The 19,293-nt window shown below is 56.8% G+C and carries 13 protein-coding genes; 8 read left to right on the forward strand and 5 right to left on the reverse strand.

Annotated elements, in window-relative coordinates:
• Positions 1-159 precede the first annotated feature (159 nt).
• Both AC07XF_RS11240 and AC07XF_RS11245 read right to left on the reverse strand, forming a co-directional pair.
• The gene (locus tag AC07XF_RS11240) at positions 160-2,571 is read right to left on the reverse strand and encodes a glucose/quinate/shikimate family membrane-bound PQQ-dependent dehydrogenase (protein WP_495026540.1); all 2,412 of its coding nucleotides are present in this window, start codon (positions 2,569-2,571) and stop codon (positions 160-162) included.
• A gap of 205 nt (positions 2,572-2,776) precedes the next feature.
• On the reverse strand, positions 2,777-4,159 hold the full coding sequence (locus AC07XF_RS11245; protein WP_495026541.1) for a carbohydrate porin: 1,383 nt from the start codon (positions 4,157-4,159) through the stop codon (positions 2,777-2,779).
• A 342-nt stretch (positions 4,160-4,501) separates the two neighbouring features.
• Here AC07XF_RS11245 and AC07XF_RS11250 point away from each other — a divergent pair, with 342 nt between their 5' ends.
• Positions 4,502-4,732, forward strand: coding sequence for a VF530 family protein (locus tag AC07XF_RS11250; protein ID WP_007985772.1), 231 nt, complete (start codon positions 4,502-4,504; stop codon positions 4,730-4,732).
• A 2-nt stretch (positions 4,733-4,734) separates the two neighbouring features.
• A complete protein-coding gene (locus AC07XF_RS11255) occupies positions 4,735-5,376 on the forward strand; it encodes a Pr6Pr family membrane protein (protein ID WP_495026542.1) in 642 nt (213 codons plus the stop codon).
• An 87-nt stretch (positions 5,377-5,463) separates the two neighbouring features.
• Here AC07XF_RS11255 and AC07XF_RS11260 read toward each other — a convergent pair whose 3' ends face one another.
• A complete protein-coding gene (locus tag AC07XF_RS11260; RefSeq protein WP_495026543.1) occupies positions 5,464-6,246 on the reverse strand; it encodes a siderophore-interacting protein in 783 nt (260 codons plus the stop codon).
• Positions 6,243-6,818, reverse strand: a complete 576-nt coding sequence (locus AC07XF_RS11265) for a PadR family transcriptional regulator (RefSeq protein ID WP_495026544.1) — start codon at positions 6,816-6,818, stop codon at positions 6,243-6,245. The genes AC07XF_RS11260 and AC07XF_RS11265 overlap by 4 nt, the downstream gene beginning before the upstream one ends.
• A gap of 516 nt (positions 6,819-7,334) precedes the next feature.
• Here AC07XF_RS11265 and AC07XF_RS11270 point away from each other — a divergent pair.
• The 6 genes from AC07XF_RS11270 (at position 7,335) to AC07XF_RS11295 (ending at position 14,446) form a co-directional block, all read left to right on the forward strand.
• Entirely contained in the window at positions 7,335-7,823 is a 489-nt protein-coding gene (locus AC07XF_RS11270; protein ID WP_495026545.1) for a CS1 type fimbrial major subunit, read from the forward strand.
• Between the two features lie 109 nt (positions 7,824-7,932).
• Positions 7,933-10,455, forward strand: a complete 2,523-nt coding sequence (locus AC07XF_RS11275; protein ID WP_495026546.1) for a TcfC E-set like domain-containing protein — start codon at positions 7,933-7,935, stop codon at positions 10,453-10,455.
• A 40-nt stretch (positions 10,456-10,495) separates the two neighbouring features.
• On the forward strand, positions 10,496-11,746 hold the full coding sequence (locus AC07XF_RS11280; RefSeq protein ID WP_495026547.1) for a hypothetical protein: 1,251 nt from the start codon (positions 10,496-10,498) through the stop codon (positions 11,744-11,746).
• Between the two features lie 52 nt (positions 11,747-11,798).
• Positions 11,799-12,539: a molecular chaperone gene (locus tag AC07XF_RS11285; RefSeq protein WP_495026548.1), complete on the forward strand. Its 741-nt coding sequence runs from the start codon at positions 11,799-11,801 to the stop codon at positions 12,537-12,539.
• A 98-nt stretch (positions 12,540-12,637) separates the two neighbouring features.
• Entirely contained in the window at positions 12,638-13,126 is a 489-nt protein-coding gene (locus AC07XF_RS11290) for a CS1 type fimbrial major subunit (RefSeq protein WP_495026549.1), read from the forward strand.
• Positions 13,127-13,186: 60 nt separating this feature from the next.
• Complete coding sequence (locus AC07XF_RS11295) at positions 13,187-14,446, forward strand: hypothetical protein (RefSeq protein ID WP_495026550.1); 1,260 nt, start codon at positions 13,187-13,189, stop codon at positions 14,444-14,446.
• A gap of 54 nt (positions 14,447-14,500) precedes the next feature.
• Here the strand turns inward: AC07XF_RS11295 and AC07XF_RS11300 are convergent, their stop codons facing one another.
• Positions 14,501-19,168 carry an NEL-type E3 ubiquitin ligase domain-containing protein gene (locus tag AC07XF_RS11300; RefSeq protein WP_495026551.1) on the reverse strand — a complete coding sequence of 1,556 codons (4,668 nt, stop codon included), beginning with the start codon at positions 19,166-19,168 and terminating at the stop codon, positions 14,501-14,503.
• Positions 19,169-19,293: the final 125 nt, after the last annotated feature.

Genomic DNA, 19,293 nt, shown 5'->3' on the forward strand with positions numbered 1-19,293 from the left:
CGCGAAAGCGGTGTGCCAGACAACATTTGCATCGACTGACACACCGCATTCGCGAGCAAGCCCGCTCCCACAGTGGTCCGGGGGTGTTTTGAAATCTGCGGCCACAAAAAAAGGCGACGTCCTCACGGGCGTCGCCTTTGTTTTGACTGCCGCTAAAACTTACTCGGACAGTTTGTACGCAATCACATAGTCACCCATTTTGGTGCCCAGTGAGCCGTGGCCACCGACGACCAACAGCACGTACTGCTTGCCGTCCTTGCCGGTGTAGGTCATCGGCGTAGCCTGACCGCCCGCCGGCAGGCGCGATTTCCAAAGCTCCTTGCCGGTGTTGACGTCATAGGCACGCAGGTATTGATCCAGCGTGCCGCTCAGGAAGCCGACGCCGCCGGCGGTGACCATCGAGCCGCCCATGCTTGGCACGCCGAGTGTCAGGCCGATAGGCAATGGCGAGCTGTCGCGGCTGGTGCCGTTCTTGCGTTTCCACACGACTTTATTTGTGGTCAGGTCGATGCCGGCCACGTAGCCCCAGGCCGGAGCCTGGCACGGTACGCCGAACGGCGACATGAACGGGTGCATGATCACCGCGTAAGGTGCGCCCGTGTTCGGTTGCACGCCCGCTGTTTCGCTCTCGCGCTTGCTGCCGGCCGCGACTTCGGCGCGAGGCACCATTTTCGAGACGAAGGCCATGTAGTTCGGACTGGTGAACAGCATCTGGCGAACCGGGTCGACCGAAACTCCGCCCCAGTTGAAGACGCCGACGTTACCCGGATAGATCAGGCTGCCCTGTTCCGACGGCGGGGTGTACTGGCCTTCGTAGCGCAATTCCTTGAACTGGATGCGGCACAGCATCTGGTCAAACGGGCTGGCGCCCCACATGGCTTTTTCGGTCAGTTCCGGGGCCAGCAGGTTCAGGTCCGAACGGGCCTGGGTCGGTGCGGTGTGGTCACCCTTCACGGCGCCTTGCGGAACCGGGATTTCCTTGATCGGGATGATCGGCGTGCCGTCACGACGGTCGAGTACGTACAGGCTGCCTTGCTTGGTCGGTTGGATCACAGCCGGCTTGATGCCGTCGGCGGTTTTCATGTCCAGCAGGGTTGGCTGACTGCCGACGTCCATGTCCCACAGGTCATGGTGAGTGAACTGGTAGTTCCAGCGCACCTTGCCGGTGGCCAGATCCAGTGCGACCAGGCCGGCACTGAACTTCTCGGCGCCCGGGGTGCGGTCTGCGCCCCACTGGTCAGGGGTCTGGTTGCCCAGTGGCAGGTAGACCATGCCGAGTTTTTCGTCGACGCTGGCCAGCGACCACATGTTGGCCGAATTTCGGCTGTAGTGTTCGCCCTCTGGCAGCGGTGCGGTCGCGTCAGGATTGTTGCTGTCCCAGTTCCACACCAGATGACCGTCGTGTACGTCAAAGGCACGGATCACACCGGATGGCTCGTTGGTCGACTCGTTGTCGGTGACGTGGCCGCCCATGATCACCAGGTCACGGGTGATCGCTGCCGGCGAGGTGGCGTAGTAGCCACCGGGGGTGAACGGCCCGATGCCTTGAGTCAGGTCAACCACACCGTTTTTACCGAACCCTTCGCAGACCTTGCCGGTGTCGGCGTTGAGTGCGATCAGGCGTGCATCAGCGGTTGGCAGGTACAGACGACGCGGGCAGGCCTGGGCGACGGCTTTGCCGGCCTCGGAAATCACTGCGGAGGCCGCGTTTTCAGACTTGGCGTAGGCCGCTTCGTCGTAGTACGACACGCCACGGCAGGTCATGTGGGCGAAGCCCTTGAAGCCCACCGGGCTCTTGATCTGCGGGTCGAAACGCCACAGTTCCTTGCCGGTGTCCGGGTCCAGCGCCAGCACTTTGCTGTGGGCGGTGCAGGCATAGAGCATGCCGTTGGCCTTGAGCGGGGTGTTTTCGTTGGTCAGTTCCACCGGGTCATCGGCGGTTGGCAGATCACCGGTCTGGATACGCCAGGCTTCTTGCAGCTTGCCAACGTTACCCGGGGTGATCTGCTTGAGTGGCGAATAGCGGTCACCGAATTCGCTGCGGCCATAGGCCTGCCAGTCTCCGTCAGGCATTTGTGGCGCAGTGCTGGTCATGTCAGCCGATTCACGACCCAATTCGCCGAGGGTCTCGCCCGGGTGGGTGAACTGGCTGGCCACGGCGGTGGCGCCGGCCAGGACCACGGCCACACTCAAGGCGCCGGTGCCCATAGGGGCTGGGCCGTTAATCAGCAATGGACGACGGAACCACGGCAACAGCATCACCACGCCGAGGGCGAACCACAGCGCCAGGCGCGGCACCAGTTGCCACCAGTCGAGGCCGACTTCCCACAGGGCCCACACGGTACTGGCGAACAACACCAGTGCATACAGGCCCAGCGCGGCACGGCGGGCGGCGATCAGCAGGACGCCGCTCAGCGCGATGCCGATACCGGCCAGCAGGTAATACAGCGAGCCGCCAAGCATGCTCAGCTTGATCCCCCCGGCCAGCATGGCCAGGCCCATCAGCAGAAGCAGAATACCGAGCAGGGTCGGCAATAGACGGCTTCGACTCAAGGCACTATCAGTACTCATAGTGTGATTCTCCGTGACGTTTTAATGAGTCCCGCGCAGGTTCACTGTAGATGATGATCCTGAGCGGGCATGGTTCAGATAAAAGTGTTCGGTTTCCTTGTAGGAGCTGGCTTGCCAGCGAAAGCGGTGTGTCAGTCGACACTTGCATTGGCTGATACGGCCTCTTCGCTGGCAAGCCAGCTCCTACAGGGTTTTGTGTTGTTGCTTAGAACGACGACTGGACCTTGATCCCGCCAATCAGCGCGTCATCGACCTGGTTCACGCCACCGGGGTGGCGGATGTATTGCAGGTTCGGGCGCACGGTCAGCCAGTTGGTCACGTGCACGCCGTAATAGAGTTCGGCGCTGTATTCGGTGTCCTGGGGCGGCAGGAAGGCCGGGTCGTCGTAGTCGAAGACGGCGTGGGCCTGGTTGGTCGCCTCGGCATTCTTGCGAAAGGCCGGGTTGACGTGGACACGGGCCATGGCAAAGCCGATGTCATCCCTGGCGCGCGCGTCGAACAGGCCTTTGTAGACGAGGCCCGCCTGGACGTAGTTGTCGATCGCGTTGGTCTTCTTGTCGTGCATCGTGCCGTTGGCGAACAGGCTCAGGCCGCGCGAGTGGTCGCTGGCGATGCTGGTGACTTGCTGCTGAATGCCGAGCCACACGCCGTGTTTGCTGGAGGCGCTGCGATAGGCCTCGCCACTCAGGGCGGCCGGCTGACCATTGTTGTCCTTGTAGACATCGGTGGCGTTGGCGCTGCTGTAGTAGTAACCGGCGCGATACTCGCCCGGCAGGCCGTTGAGCTTCGGCGTCCACACCAGTTCCACCGGCAGGACCGCGCCCTGGGTGCCGCTGCCGCTGAGCTTGAAGCCGTTGCCGCGATCCAGGTTCGACGAGTTTTGCTCATACGCGCCGATCTGCGCGTACAGCTGCGGCGTCAGATGATATTTGACCCGCAGCGCCCACTGGCTGACCGGCCAGTTGTACCAGATGTCGCCCGCCCAGTTGCCGACCTGGGAGCCGCAGAACGCCAGGTTCTGGAAGTCGCAGGGGAAGCTGTTGAAGTCTTCGCCTTCGCCGAAACGGCCGGCCTTGATGTCGAGTTTTTCATCGAAGAATTTCTGCTGATACCACATCTGCGTCAGGCGCCAGGTCTGGCCACGGCCCCAGACTTCCTGGGCCGAGGTAAAGCCGCCGACACGCGGATCGTTGATGCGGTCGTTGCTGATGTTGTTGCCGCTGCGTTCGGTGATGGTCAGCTGGAACTCGGCGGCGTCCCAGCCGAGGATCTTCTGCAAGTCCAAATGAGTGCCGAGGGCAAACTGGTCGCTGTAGCGCGCGGTGCGATCGTGATCGTAACCACCGTGCAAATTGCTGCCCATTTCGCCGGTGTAATCGACTTTGAAGTCGTAGCCTTTTTCCGCAAGTTCGGTACGAGTGCCGTTCCAGTCACCGAGCATCCAGGGGGAGTCACTATCGAAGGCAGGTGCCGAGTGAGCGCAAGTGGCAAGGCCCAAAGCGGTGAATCCGCCTATCAGGTTCAAGGTTTTTCGGCAGGCAACAGGCTTGAAGACAGCGCTGTCTTTCGAAAGTTGGAAATCAGGCATAGAGAAGAAATTCTTGATCTTTTTCTGGGGATTAAACGGAAGAAATGGCTAGCAGAAGCGTTTCAGCTAAGGCGGGCGCAAGGATAATGATCTGTTACAAATAGAGAAAGGGCTTTTACTGACATGCATCCTTTCGGATTCGGTAACAGTTGTAGGAGCGAGCTTGCTCGCGATGGACTTGTGAGCAACGCGTTGATCCAGAATGTGCGCGTTATCGTTAACGACCATCGCGAGCAAGCTCGCTCCTACAAGTTCACCTACATTTGATAGATCGCTTCCCCCCAACGAAGCCCTCGGCTAAGGTGCGCGGCTTCCAATTCCCACTCTGCTCGAAGGCCCGGCATGACCGAACACAACACCGATCCGTTGCATGGCGTGACGCTGGAACAGATCCTCAACGCGCTGGTTGAACACTACGAGTGGTCGGGGCTGGCCGAGCGCATCGATATCCGCTGCTTCAAGAGCGACCCGAGCATCAAGTCGAGCCTGACGTTCCTGCGTAAAACCCCGTGGGCGCGGGAGAAGGTCGAACGTCTGTATGTGAAGTTGATGCGCACCAAACGACCGCTTTGAACATGGTCAACCCGTCTGCGTTACGCCATCGTCTTGTGGCCGTGGCTGCCATGCTCGGCTGGGCGGGATTGGGCATCCAGATGTACCTGATTTTCTATTCACGCTGGACGCTGGGTGCCAGCCTGATCGGCGGGCTGATGAGTTTTTTCAGCTATTTCACCGTGCTGAGCAACACCCTGGTGGCGACCGTGCTGACTTGTGAATGGACATCCCGCGAGTCAGCCGCGCGCCGCTGGTTCCTGCAGCCCTGGGTCAGCAGCGCGATTGCCGTGAGCATTGCCGTGGTCGGCCTGGCCTACAACCTGTTGCTGCGTCACTTGTGGCATCCCGAGGGCTGGCAATGGCTGGCCGATGAGCTGTTGCACGACATCATGCCGTTGCTGTTTCTGGGTTATTGGTGGAGTTGCGTGCCCAAGGGCACATTGCGCGTGGGGCATATCGCGGTGTGGGTGATTTATCCGCTGCTGTACTTCGCGTACTCGCTGCTGCGCGGGCATTTGCTGGCGGTTTATCCGTATCCGTTCATTGATGTGGATAAGCTGGGTTATCCACAGGTGTTTATCAATGCGGGTGGGTTGTTGGTCGGGTTTGTGCTGATTGCGCTGTTGCTGGTGGCGCTGGACCGTCGTCGTTATCAATTGTAGGAGCTGGCTTGCCAGCGAAAGCGTCCTGTTTGACACCGCAAGGCTCAAGGGCCTCTTCGCCGGCAAGCCGGCTCCTACAGAATGGGGTCACTCTTCAATGTTGTCATCCAGCCGCCAGTAGCCAACCGCCTTGACGAACTGCTCGTCCAGCCCGTGTTCATCGAGCAACACCCGACGAATCTGCCGCGAGACTTTGCTCTCGGTCGCCACCCACGCGTACAGGCTGCCGGCAGGCACCTGAACCTGGCGCACGGTGGTCAGCAAATGATCCTTGCCACCTTCGCGCAGCACCCAGATCACATTGACTTCGGCAGCGCTGTGCAGCACTTGCTGCTCCTTGCCGTTCTCCACTTCGATGATCACCAGGGCACGCCGATTGGCCGCCAGCCCTTCGAGGCGTCGGGCGATGGCGGGCAGGGCGGTTTCGTCGCCGATCAGCAAGTAGCTGTCGAACATGTCCGGCACGATCATCGAGCCCCGTGGCCCGCCGATGTGCAGGAACTGTCCAGGTTGGGCCTGTTCGGCCCAGGTCGCGGCCGGACCGTCGCCGTGCAGTACGAAATCGATGTCCAGTTCCAGCGTGTCGAGGTCGTAGCGGCGCGGGGTGTAGTCGCGCATTTCAGGCATCGGGCCGTTGTCCTTGCCGGCGCCGAGCACCAGGGTTTCCAGCGCCGCCGCTTGCTCGGCGTTCTGCGGGAACAGCAGTTTGACGTGGTCGTCCGTACCCAGGCTGACGAAGCCAGCCAGCTCAGGCCCGCCCAGGGTAATCCGGCGCATGCGCGGGGTCAGGTCGACCACCCGCAGCACTTCCAGGCGACGGCGTTTGATCTCGTGCATGACGCGGTGAATGGTGGTGATCACTTCAGTCATTCAGCGTTCTCCTGAACGGGTTGAACGGCAGGGCCGTCGACGATGGCTTTGGCGGTGTTGTTGAGCAGGGTGGCGACGCGCTGGATTTCTTCCGGGCTCCAGCGGCCGTGGTGCAGTTGCAGGGCATGGCGCAGGTTATGCACAGCTTCGTGGATTTCCGCCGGGCGATCATGGCCGCGCAACGAGCGCTTGCTGACATCGATGCGCACCCGCACACCTTCGAGGGCGACGGCTTGCTCGCTCAGGGACTGGCGTCCGGCGTCGGTCACGCTGTAGCGTTTTTTCCCGCCTTCGGCATCGCCCGCAATCAATTCGCTTTCTTCAAGGAATGTCAGGGTCGGATAAATCACACCGGGGCTGGGGCTGTAGGCGCCGTCGAACATGCCTTCGATCTGGCGGATCAGGTCATAGCCGTGGCACGGCTGTTCGGCGATCAATGCCAACAGCAGCAATTTCAGATCGCCGGGGGCGAACACCCGCGGGCCGCGACCGCCGCGTTCGCGGCCGGGGCGCTTCTCGAAGCCGTCACGGCCGTCGCCGTGTTCGCGGTGGGGGGAATGATGGTCTCTCATTTTTGCTTTCTCTCGTCGTGTTTAGATACAACTTAAGATATATCTTATCGAGCGAGCAAGGCTGACTGACCAACGGCGCGTCCGGCGGCAGGCGTAACCGTCATTGAAAATGGCGCTTTCACCGTTCCCGGAATGGCTTTTAATGTAGGTTGAAAAGTTGAAATTAGTGTTAACTCTCCAAATATTCGAATCGCGCCTTTATTTATTGGTTATGTAATATCTCTCCTACAGAAGTTGCTGTGTCGTTGTCGGCTGTTATTAGTCGATCGTTGGCTTCACGTAGTCCATCTCTTACAGTCGAACAGTGGGTTTATCGATAATTCAGTATTTTTCTTTCTGTGGTTGTGGCACTTTGGCTACGCACTTCAGGGAACTTGCCTGCTTACTTTCCAGAAGAATTGCTTGATCATTCTTCGGCGTTGAAAGTTCGGGAGAACACAAAACTGCTCGTGACGGTTTTTTGTTTTGTCGGAACTTTCAATGAACCGAAAATTTTATAAAGACAGGTACTGAATGATGTTCAAGAAATTCGCGATTGCCGCTCCACTGGCTGTTCTGGCTCTGAGTTCTTCGATGGCGTTCGCTGCGGAAGAAGTGCGTAGCTCCATTAACATCAGCGCCACCATTCCAAGTAAGGTATTTCACGCCCAGCCGGTGAACCCTGACTTCGGTAAAGATGAACAAATGAACTATAACCTGGTCGATGGCACTCTGAGTTCACTGCGGGCGCCTTACGATATCCGGCACACCAACGGCTCGGTCGGCGCTTATGTGGAAGGCGGGCCACAGCCCCTGTTCAACGGTGCCGACAACATTGCACTGACTTACACCTTCAACGGCGTGACCTTGACCGGAGCTTCTCAGGAAGTGGTAGGCGATACCGAATCCAATGGCGGTATGCGCGCTGATCTGGTGATTGCCGCGGCCAAACCATTGACCACTCAAACGGGTCTTTACACGGCCAATCCGGTTGTGATCTTCGATGCTATCCCGCGCATCCCTTAATAGGGTTATGACTTAAGGCTTGTCCCTATTCGTTAACGTTTACCGGTCGATGGGTAATCACTACCTGTCGATCGGGTTTTAATGCAATTAACTTCAGAGTATTTAGTTCATGTTCCCGATGACTCCCATCGCGACGGCGCTTGCCCTTTTTTTCTGCGCAACGGCTCTGGGCGCGCCAGCGAATACAGGTCATACGCCTCGAAGTTTGCTGGCGCAGGCAAAGGGTTTGCCAACCGAATTTGAAGAGCATTTTTTTGATGTGCCGCTGGTGGTGCGCGTGGAACTTGACCAGCAATTTCTCGGTGAAGCGATGGTGGTGCTAACCCGCGATGATCGTATCACCCTTGTTGACTTCGCCGATGTCGGTGACAGCACGGTAAAGGCCAGCGAACGCGACACCTGGTCGAACTATCTGAAACAGGGTGTCGCACTGGGCGGCTGCCAGGCCAAGTGTCCGGAGCAACTGTTGGCAGTGCACTACAGCCTTGAAAACTCGCTAGTGTCGATTCTCACGGAAAATGCCGAACGTGACGATCAGGAACAGCGTTACTACACACTGCCTGAAGGCGGCAGCACCGGGTTGATCGTACGCAATCAGATGAACCTCAACGGTGGCCAGAATCAGGATCTGGGTGGGCGCTATGGTCTTGAAGCCAGCAGTAGTCTGGGTAACTGGACTCAGGCGATCAATATGCAATTGTCCCGATTGGGCGGCATGGACAACACGCTCTATCACTCGGTCAATGAGCTTTTCACTCAGCGCGAACTGGAGGGCAGTTTCCTTCGCTTGGGCCTTTTCACACCCTCGTCCGAAGGGTTGACCCGTCAGCCGCGCACTTTTGGCACCAGTCCGGACACTGCGCTGGGCATCATGTACGGCAGCTCCGACAGTCTGGCCATCAATAATCCGAAACCGGCGGTCTATCCGATCTACGTCACCGCCAATCGCCAAGGCTCGGTGGAAATCTACCGTGATGGCTTATTGATCAACACCCAGGCGATGCCCGCCGGGTTGCAGACCCTCGATACCCGGCCGTTGCCGGGAGGGATCTATGAAGTGGAAGTACGCCTGATTGAAGACGGTCAGATCACCTCCAGCACCCAGGAGCTGGTCTACAAGCCCAACAATTGGCGCAATCACGACGAGCGCTGGCGCTACAACCTGTTCGCCGGTCGTGAATCCAAAGTGCTCAGCAATTGGACCGAACAGGATGACGGCGACATGACCGCCGGTGCGGCGTTCAACTACCTGTTGCATCCACGGGTCATCCTTGGCCTGAGCGGGCGGCAGGTGGGTGATGCCTTGCAATACGGCAGCTCGGTCGATTGGGCGATCGTCAACAATGCCAGCCTCTATGCCAGTATCTACCAGACTGAGAACTATGGCACCGGCCTCGACGTGCAGGGGCTCTACTCCTATGGTAGCGGCAGCATCGTCGCCAGTCACAACCGCAGCTGGCTCGACACGACTCGGCTCTACGACACGTTGCCGGACGGTACACGAGTGCGGCAGCGCAATGTGTTTGTCGGTCAGACCAGTAACTCTGCGCTGTCGGTTAATCATCGGTTGACCAGCAAAAGCTCGGTCAATGCCCGGGTGTCCCACAGCGAAGGCAACACCGAAGGTACGGGCATTGACCTTGGCTGGACCCAACGCACCCAACTGTTTGGCAGCGATGCCAACTGGCGGTTGTCTATGTTCGACCGACCCGGCAGTTTCAGTTCGGGTGACGACAGAAATCGGGGCATCGACCTGAGCGTCAACATCGCCCTTGGCGGCCCGGGTGAGCAGGTCTCCGGCAGTATCGGTACTCGTACGGCTCGGGACGGCGGCCGGGATAACAACGCGTCGATCACCTATCGCAAAGACCTTCAGGACCACCTGCTGCAAAGTGTTTCGGCCACGGCCATTACCGATACCTACGGTGTCGGTTTGAATGCCATGGCAAGCATGCAATCGGACGTGGTCAACGGCGACGGGTTTATCCAGCGCTCGTCTTTCAACAACGACCTTACCGGTGGCTTGAATCTGGACAGCACCATTGCCGTCGGCGCGCGCAAGATTGTCATGACCAGCCAGTACCACCGCGATGGCGCGGGCATGATCATCGACGTGGAGTCGGATATCGATGGCATCGTCCTGCGCGCTGACGACTTGAGTGGCGGCAACGCAGTGCTGCGTCCGGGGCGCAACTTCGTGCCGATCACCGCTTACAAAAGCAGTTCAGTCAGCTTCGATTTCGAGGGCAATCATGTGCCCGCGGCGAGTATCCAGCCGGCCCGCTCCAGCTATCACCTGAACAAGGGCGGCGTGGAGTACCGCAAGATCACCGTCAGCAAAACCATCACCGTGCTCGGCCGCCTGGTCGACCCCCAGGGTAAGCCGCTCAAGGGCCACCACATTATCAACCACGCCAGTCGTGGGGTGAGTGAAGTCGATGGCTTCTTCTCGATGGAAATGAACGCCGGTTCACCGACGCTGGAAGTGCGTTTCGGTAATCAGTTGCTCTGCCAGTTCCGTCTCGATCCGAACAACGCACGTCGTGAAAACGATGTGGTGATGATTGGGGATTTGCGTTGTTCGCCGGAGACGTTGGCGGATGTGACTTTCAAAGCCGAGAAGGCGGGGTGACGTAGTTTTGCGTCGCCATGAAATTTCAGGTGAACCAATCATGAATTTATCTTTTACGCGTAGTACAGCGGTGGCCCTTTGTCTCACAGTAGGGGTGCTGGCCGGGCTTCATGCGCCTTCGGCCGAAGCGGTGGTGCAGGAGGTCCGAGCGCTTTTCAAACCTGACCCAGCGAATCCGATGCTCAACAAGTTCGTCAATACAACTCCCCCAAGTGGGCTGTGTACTACGTACATGGCGACTCGCTGTAACGAACTGGGTATTTTCAGTTTAAGGGTTCCTGGTCTGACGTTCGAAACGGACAGAGAAGTCGTAGCCGATCATGCAGACCCGCGACAGGGCATCATGTTCTCCCTGCCTACAAACTGGCGAGACGTTGAAGTGGTTGACTCGGCAGGCGACCGCGAAACTGTGCAAGTTCGAATCGCCGGAATTGGTGGCAGCTGGAATATGTCTTGGCCTCCTGGTTTAAACGGATGGGCGAGGGGAGGAATTTCAGGGCCTAACAATTGGCGATACCCTCCTGCTCCATGTGCCAGTGCGGGATTTCTAATTAATGGTAATGCCTTCGCACAGTTTTTCTGGCTGATGCCAGAAGGTATCGGAGCTTGTGCGATTACTCCCTCGCTCTCATTTGATTATTTCCGTTACAGCGGTTTCGATTATGTGTATGAGCTACGTACTCCTAATCCGTTGACCATGCGTACTGGCCAGTATCGAGGAAGTCTGGTGTACAGCATTGGCAAAGGTATGGATTTCGATATGGGTGATGTCTTGATCCCTAGCGTCGACAGTCTGACCCTCAACTTCACACTTGATGTCATGCATGCGCTCAAGGTTGAAGTTCCGCCAGGTGGCAACAAGATCGAATTGTTGCCCCAAGGCGGCTGGCAAGCCTGGCTGAATCAGGGACGTAAACCCACGCGCCTGTTCCGCGACCAAACCTTCAATATCTCGTCTTCAAGCCGCTTCAGGATGCATCTCGAATGTCAGTATCCCACCGGCAATACCTGCGCATTACGAGACGCCGACTCTGCTGATCTGGTTCCCTTGAATTCCAGCGTAAGCCTGCCCAACGGTCTGACCGATGCTGTGGGCCAAACCGTCCAGCGTCGGCCCTTGTTTCTCGATGGCAGCGGCACCGAGTTGTTCCAGCCCAGTATTTATGTCGATCGCAAACCGGGAGCCCTGCACTTTGAAATAACCAAGGAACACGTCGAGCCGATATTGCGCGAAGGCGTGGGTAAAACCTTCACGGGCAATATCACGGTGATCTGGGACTCGGAAGTCTGAGTCTTGTTCATATGGTTCGATTAGTCTGTTTTAACAATTGAGGTGGTACGTGATGAAACGCCTGTTGGCACTATTTGGTTTTTTTGTGTTTTCCCATGTTGCACTGGCCGGGCCGCAAATCAATGTCGGTGTTGTCTACGATTATCTCGATGGCGATAAAAGTTCTTACTTGAAACGGGTATTCAACGGCGGTGAGAGCACGGCGTTCGTGAAGATCAATATTCTCGAGATCATCTATGACGCCGATGGCACGGCTAGAGAGGTTCCGTTGGAGAACCAGGCCGATGGCTCTGCCCGCAATGGCCTGATGGCCAGCCCTGCACGATTGATCGTGCCTGCCAATGGCATGCAGGGTTCGCGCTTGCTGTTCATGGGGGAACGGGAGAAAGAGCGTTACTTCCGTGTACGTTATGTGCCCGTAGTGCCTGAGAAAGAAGATGAGTTTGCCGTGTCTGCCGAAGAGCGTGACGATTACAAAAAGAATTTGTCGGCCGGGGTAAATGTGCTTGCCGGATATGGCACGGTGTTTTTCGTGCGCCCGAAAGAGACTCGTTTCGACAGTGTGATCGAAAACGAAGCGGGACAGTACCGGATCCGCAACAACGGCAATAGTGTGGTGGTGATCGACGAATTCAAGGATTGCTCGATCAAGAATGAGCAGGAGTGCCTGCCGACGACCAAGCATCACGTTCTGACCGGCCGAACGTTTCAGTTCGAAAAGCAGGCTGGTCGTCACTACCGTTTTACCTTGGTTGAAGGAAGCAAAAGCAATAATCTCGATATCAAGGGATAAAGCTGCAGTCGGGTGAGCATTAAGTTGCTTTAAAAACTTTGAGTTTCATATCGATTTCCTTGTTTGCAGCAATGAAGTGCAAACAAAAGGTGAAGATCATGTTGAAGAAATGGATAACCGTCACCTCGATGGTGTGTCTGACGCTGGCGAGTGTTTACACCTTTGCAATTGTGGAACGCGAAACCTTTGAAGTATCGGTGACTATCCCGGTTGCGGAGTTCTATGTATTGCCAGTGGACCCGGGCTGGATCGGGCGTGAACAAAAACTGCCCTGGAATCTGACGACGGAGGAACTCGGTTCGCTGCGTAAACATTTCGATGTCAAAAACGCCAATGGAGCGATTGCTGCCCGTTTGAGTGAGGAACCTTATTTAAGTAATGGCAGAGATATTGACAACATCGCGCTGGATGTCACATTCAATCGGGCAAAACTCACGGTGGACAATACCGAAGTCATTTCGGAACTGGACGGAAAAGCCGGCAAACGAGTGGAGTTACTGATTGCGGCAGTCAAACCTGTCGGCGGTTACAAACCCGGTGAGTACTACGGCAGTGTGCATATGATTTTTGAGGCCATCGCTCCTTGATTTTGTTTCAGGACTAAGTGACGGGTGTTCCGTCATATCGAAGTTTCAGGTTAACCCACTATGAAGTTATTTACTTTGCAAAGAATATTCGCCGCATTCTCCCTGGCGGGAGGCTTGTTGGCGAGTTTGTATGCACCACATGCCAATGCGGTCGTGCAGGAGATCCGGGCTAGGTTTGTGCCTGATCCGGCGAATCCCTTGGCCAACCGATTTATTAACACGACCCCGCAGACCGGAGTGTGCCCAGACCATATCTCTAATCGCTGCGCGCAGTTAGGTATCTTCAGCCTGAGAGTACCCGGTTTGAGATTTGAATCTTCGCAGCCTATTCTCGCCGGGCATACCGATCCCCGGCAGGGGGCGACCTTCAGTGTGCCGTCGAGCTGGCGCGCACTGGACGTTGTCCACAGTCGTACAGGTGAGCGAGAGACCGTTGAGGTGCGAGTTGCAGGCATTGGTGGTACTTGGAGTCTGTCCCACCCACCAGGCGTGAGTGCCTGGACGCCGCCGGAGGGCGGCTACTGGCGCAGGCCGTGGGTATATCCGCCAGCCCCCTGTAGAGGACTTGACATAAATGTTGCAGGAACCTCTTACGCGTTTTTCTTTTGGCTAATTCCTGAAGGCGCGGGGCCCTGCGGTCTAGTGCCCACTAAGGATATTCCCTGGTTCAGACACAGCTCAGTCGAATACGTTTATGAACTCAGGACCCCCAACCCTCTGCGCATGTCATCTGGCGAATACAAAGGTTCACTGACATACACCACCGGTCCCGGTGGTGACTTCGACATGGGAGATGTATTGCTCCCCACCGACAGCGCCATCACCCTAGACTTCACCCTGAGCGTCGAGCATTCACTCAAAGTCGAAATCCCCCCTGGCGGCCATCGCATCGAACTGGTCCCCCAGGGCGGCTGGCAAGCCTGGTTGAATCAGGGGCGCAAGCCAGTGCGACTGTTCCACGACCAAACCTTCAATGTCTCGTCCTCCTCACGCTTCAAGATGAAACTCGAATGTCAGTATGTCGTGGGTAATAACTGCGCGTTGCGCGACACGACATCCGCTGATCTTGTGCCCTTGAATACCAGCGTGAGTTTGCCCCACGGCCTGGTGGATGATTCGGGGCAACAGGTTCATCGCCGTCCTTTGCGAATCGATGGTGGTGGGACCGAGTTGTTTCAGCCTGGCTTTTATATCGAGCGCAAGCCTGGAACCATGCACTTTGAAGTTGCCAAGGAATACGTCGAGCAAATGTTGCGCGAGGGCGTATCAAAAACCTATGCGGGGGATGTCACGGTGATCTGGGATTCGGAAGTGGGTTGAAGAACCCCCCTGAAGTCCCGATCAGGATCTTCAGGGGGGTAAGGTGTCACGCCGTTACAGGTTAGCCTTCCTCATGGCAGCACGGGTCAAACGTCTCGACAGTTCTTTTTCGTCGTATCCAAGATCAATAAGCAGTCTGTCGTAAGTTTCCTCGCTCATTGGTTCATCGGCAAAGACTACTGTCTCCGGAACCGGTAAATCGTTCATCAGTTCTTTGAGCCTGTTTCTTAGCACGGTGCGTTGAGCCTCCGTTAACCGAGCCGAGTTAGCCCATTCGCGCTGAGTGGTTCGCAACGTCTCAAGTCGTTCAAATTTACTCAGGTAAAGTTGTTTGTTTTCTTCGAACTGCGAAGGATGTGTTTTACGGAGAAAACTCTCCCAAAAATCCAGTTCCAGCATTTTGTTGACTAGGCCATCACCATTTTCGAAGGATAGAACTGTGTCGTAGGCTTCATCAATCATGGAGTCAGTGACTCCGGACACCGGTCTATAAAGCATGCCTTCAGATTGCCAGGGCAGACTCAAACGTTTTGACAAGCTAGTCTGATAGGCCAGATAGACTTCGACTTCGTCTGGATTGCCTTCTCGGCTGCTCACATCGGCCCGGGCGATATCGTTAACCAGCTCAAGGCGTGCCGAACCTTTAGCTAGAGTCACTAATTTATCTTCCAGCTGCGCCGCATTGGTAGAGTAGTTATGTGCCTCTGAGGCCAATACTTCGATGCCCATGTTGTTAAACAGTTGCGCACCTGCATCGGCACATCTCACGGGGTCCATCGCCATGGCGAACAGTTTCTCCCTCAACTGAGTATCAACATGGATTGCATCGAGCATACGTGAGAGTCGCTGTATGAGTTGAACCCGAACTTCGCCGCCCGCCCGATAATCGGCGGATCTCCGTGCGTCAGAAATGAAAGACATAAAAGGTCTTGCGTTGGGTTCGTGAATTAACTCCTCCCATCGTTTAGCCTGCTCAGCACTTATGCCCGGCACGTTAGTTAACAGTGATTCGAGCGGCGGTTTTCTCCGTTGAGGAAGTGGGGCGTCGGGCTCATTAGGAAGGCCGAAATGTCGCCTTATCTGTTGATACGCCTGTCGATTGGAGACCGAAAGTCTTCTTACATCCAAACGAGTACGAGCCACAACCCATGCACTTGGCGAGCCCGGAACCACTTCCGGGATCACGTTGATCGGATTTTCCCGCATATCGAGGAAGAAGCCGCGAGGTCTGGTCTTGGCGAAGATACCTTCGGGCCAAGTGTTTATCCAAGTGTTTCTCAACTCCAAAATCATCAGCCTGGGCATACGCCCAATGTCCGGCAACATAGTCAATGGATTGTCTTCGAGCTCAAGTATTTCAAGATAGGTTAAGTTTCTCAGTTTTTCGACGGCGCGGGCGTCCAGGGTAATGGTGTTGTGACTCAGACGCATACGTTCCATGCGATGCATGGCACCGATACTGTCTGGCAGGCGCGTCAGTTGGCAGTGATTGGCGTTGAGTTCCCGAAGATTTGGAAAGTCCTTTAACACCCCGTATAGCTCGCTTGAAAATCTTGTATTGTCGAGTTTAAGAATGGTGACTTTGTCGAGGAATTTTTTAAGCTTCGGACGCTTGGACCACCAGGTTTCCAGATCTAAGACGAGCATCTCTCTGGAGAGGTCAAGGGAATAACTGTACGGGTCCGTTCGACTACCTAGCTCTGTATTTTTTCGCTCGAAGCAGTTGGTAAGCCGTTCGACAATATGGCTGCCACCACCGCTTAGAAAACTCTCACTGTCCCAAACCTCACCAAGAGGGTGTTGGCGTTCCCAGTTATCAAGTATCCCCCTTAACTCAGCGAGATCCTTTTCCTGCTCTTCTATTGCCTTAAGCGGTTCACCTCGGGCGGTCAAAGCGCTAGCAAATACATCAACTTCGGCCTCGTTGAAGTGCGGATGCAGATCCTGAATGCGTTCGTGCAGTGTTTTTCCATCTTGGCTGAGTCCGCCTCCACGCACCAACAGCATCGTTTCATGCTCGGCAACAGGGCGAACGGGCGGGGTGGCGAGCACGGTCCGGCGTTCGCTGGGCGGGGCTGATTTGACCATGACCCATTGCCTGAAAAGCTCGCTGTCACCCGGCTTGTAGCCCAGGCTGTTTCGTCCAGACACCTGCGTGGCCTGCAGGACGGCTTCGAAAAAGTCATCGGCTTCATGGATCGGCTGATCGTTACCATCACGCACCTGATACTGCCCGGCATCGTTGCGAATCAGTACCCGCACCCGCGTTGCGTCATCGGGGCCGACGCTGCAGCGTAACTCGCCATCGAATGTTCCCTGACGAATATCGAGGCGCAGGTCGCCAAAGGTATCGGTGTTAAAGCGCAAGGTGCCGAGCACCAGGCGTTCGGTGTCGGGAGTGATAGAGGCGCTCGGGTACAAACCCTGGGCCGCTCGCACCGTTTGCGTTTCGAACTGAAGTTCCCGCGCCTGGGTCCTCAGGCGCAGGGGCAGGCGGCTTTCTTGGGTTATCCGCTGACGTTCCGCAGCGCTGGCGCGGGCATGGATTTGTGCCGCAACGGTGGCCGGTAGCTCGGGGAAATCGCCGAACAGCGGCGCGATCTCAGGGGATAACGGAGCGGGTGCAATGGCCGGTAAAGCCAGGCGTTGCAGGGTATCGGTCAACAGCGGTGGCGGTGGTGCGCTTTCCACATGCACCCTGCGCAGCACGCCTTCATCGGTGCCGCTGATCTGACGAATCTGCTCCAGTTGTTCATCGCTGAAACCATCGGTGCTGTGACCCAGACGACGCATCAATGTCGAGCCTTCCCACTCGCGCGGGTTTTCCGTTTCGCTGATCCAGGCGCCGTGACCGTTGTGGCGCAGGCGCGGCGCATAGGCATCGGTTCGTTGCGGATGCTTGATGCGATGCTGACCGGTGACCGGGTCTTGCGCCACTTCGAAGTGCTGATCGTCCAGGCGCACGAAGCGGCGGCCTTGATGCCGGTAAATGCCCGATGCATCGGGACTGGCGTCGACTGGCAATGCCGGACCGGGTCGCACATAGGGCGCGAGATCGGGGTTCCACAAACGGGCCTGGCCATTGGCCAATTGCACCGGCTTGAGTCCCTCGAAAAACGGCGAGAGCTTTGTCCGTGCGGCATTACCCAGTGCCCCTCCCGCCGCGAACGCGCCCAACTGGACGATGCTTTCCAGTACCCCGAAGGTATGTTCACCGGCCTCGGCCAAACGCCCTTCGGCCAGATCGACGAGGCCCTCGACCACTTCATCGGTCAGTTGATAGGCGGTGTACGCCAGCATCAATTCGCCAAGACCCGGGACAATCGGCGTCGCCACCAGCAGCGCGGCATTGAGGATGTCCGAGAGCATTTTTTCCAGGTTGTCCCACCACGCCCAGCGCGCCATGCGGTCGGCGTATTCAGTGGAAATCGCGATTTCCCGGGCGTCATTGAGGATTTTGTTGAGTTTCTGTCGGTAGAAGTAGTCCCAGAGGTTGCCGTTGAAACGGGTCTCACGATCGAGCGCCACGTTTAACAGACTGAATTGCAGATTCGGGTTATCCACAGAGGTTTCACGCCAGGAGGGCAAGTTGGAACCTTGGGGCGCCGGCTGCCATTTCACCTTGCTCAATCGGTCATTCAAACCGGCAAAAAAATGCCCGCGTTGTTGATGCTCCACGAACTGGCTGAAGAACTGCTGATAGGAAGTGGAATGGGTACCGTCGCGTAATTGTCGAGTCAGTTCAGCCATGAACTCGAGCGACGACGGGTATTGCTTGAGCGGATGGTCCGGGTCATGCGGGACATACACCAACACGGGGACAGGACGGCTAGCGGTCGATACATCAGGGGTAATCATGACAATGTCGGTCATTCGCGTGTCCATCATCGCCAGGTTGTAGTAGCCAACGGCCTGGCCATTCCAGCGAAGATTCGCACGCTCGACGAGCACACCCTGCACCAGATCAAACGCGTCCTGATCAATATCGTTGTTCATCAGGGCCATGTGTGCCGCGACATTGAGCGCGCTCTTCTGGCTGAGAATGACCTTGTGGCGCAAGACGTTGTTGGCGACGGGATTGCTCGACTGTAGAAAGTCGTTCAGATGCTGTTGATAGCGGGCGCCGATATTCAGTTCGCGGCAGAGGGACTTGAACTGGTCGATGCTGATTTTGTGCTTCAGTGGCTTTACCGCGAAGTGCCCCCGGGTGTTCGGTCGGGTGATGAACTCGGAGTCCGGGGCAAAAGCCTCGTCACGGGAGAAGTTATGCAGGGCGGCGTCCAGCAGCGAAACGGTTCGGCTGGTGGTTCCGCCTGAAAAATCATGCACCCACCAGGCTGTTCTCGTCGGCGCATACAGCCGCAGCCAGGTCTGCTCGACGTCGTCCTCGACACCGAAGCGGACCTTCAACGCCTGTTGCAGCAAGGGTTTGGCAAAGGTGTAGACATCCTGCAGATTACTCAGTGTATGGTCGACGTCGTTTTGCGCGGTCCAGTTGAGCTTGATGCCATTTTTCAGATTTCGGTGCGCCGCTGGCGAAGCGTTTTTGTGCCAGTCGGGAAGCGTCAACCGAACGGTTTTCAGTGCGTTGACACGAGAAGCCGAAGCAGTGAGCAACCAGGCAGGAATGGCTTTGCTGACGAACTCGAAATGGCTGCTTTGATTGGCCGGGATAATGACAGGCCGATCTGGCCTTTGAATCGTGGAGGGTGGGTTGGGCATTGCTTGATCGTCCGTTGATCGTGATTCGAGCGATCAGACTAGGTAAGCGGGTTGCCCAAAAAAAGCGCAAAAACATGTTGGAAAAAACCTTGGCCGCGCCTTGACCCTCTTAAAAATGAAGAGGG

Source organism: Pseudomonas sp. GW821-FHT01C01, assembly GCF_059422645.1.

Coding starts and splice junctions, on each gene's coding strand:
- AC07XF_RS11255 (WP_495026542.1), top strand. CDS start 4,735: ATGGTCAACCCGTCTGCGTTACGCCATCGTCTTGTGGCCGTGGCTGCC.
- AC07XF_RS11295 (WP_495026550.1), top strand. CDS start 13,187: ATGAAGTTATTTACTTTGCAAAGAATATTCGCCGCATTCTCCCTGGCG.
- AC07XF_RS11260 (WP_495026543.1), bottom strand. CDS start 6,246: ATGACTGAAGTGATCACCACCATTCACCGCGTCATGCACGAGATCAAA.
- AC07XF_RS11280 (WP_495026547.1), top strand. CDS start 10,496: ATGAATTTATCTTTTACGCGTAGTACAGCGGTGGCCCTTTGTCTCACA.
- AC07XF_RS11265 (WP_495026544.1), bottom strand. CDS start 6,818: ATGAGAGACCATCATTCCCCCCACCGCGAACACGGCGACGGCCGTGAC.
- AC07XF_RS11240 (WP_495026540.1), bottom strand. CDS start 2,571: ATGAGTACTGATAGTGCCTTGAGTCGAAGCCGTCTATTGCCGACCCTG.
- AC07XF_RS11290 (WP_495026549.1), top strand. CDS start 12,638: ATGTTGAAGAAATGGATAACCGTCACCTCGATGGTGTGTCTGACGCTG.
- AC07XF_RS11250 (WP_007985772.1), top strand. CDS start 4,502: ATGACCGAACACAACACCGATCCGTTGCATGGCGTGACGCTGGAACAG.
- AC07XF_RS11300 (WP_495026551.1), bottom strand. CDS start 19,168: ATGCCCAACCCACCCTCCACGATTCAAAGGCCAGATCGGCCTGTCATT.
- AC07XF_RS11270 (WP_495026545.1), top strand. CDS start 7,335: ATGTTCAAGAAATTCGCGATTGCCGCTCCACTGGCTGTTCTGGCTCTG.
- AC07XF_RS11275 (WP_495026546.1), top strand. CDS start 7,933: ATGTTCCCGATGACTCCCATCGCGACGGCGCTTGCCCTTTTTTTCTGC.
- AC07XF_RS11245 (WP_495026541.1), bottom strand. CDS start 4,159: ATGCCTGATTTCCAACTTTCGAAAGACAGCGCTGTCTTCAAGCCTGTT.
- AC07XF_RS11285 (WP_495026548.1), top strand. CDS start 11,799: ATGAAACGCCTGTTGGCACTATTTGGTTTTTTTGTGTTTTCCCATGTT.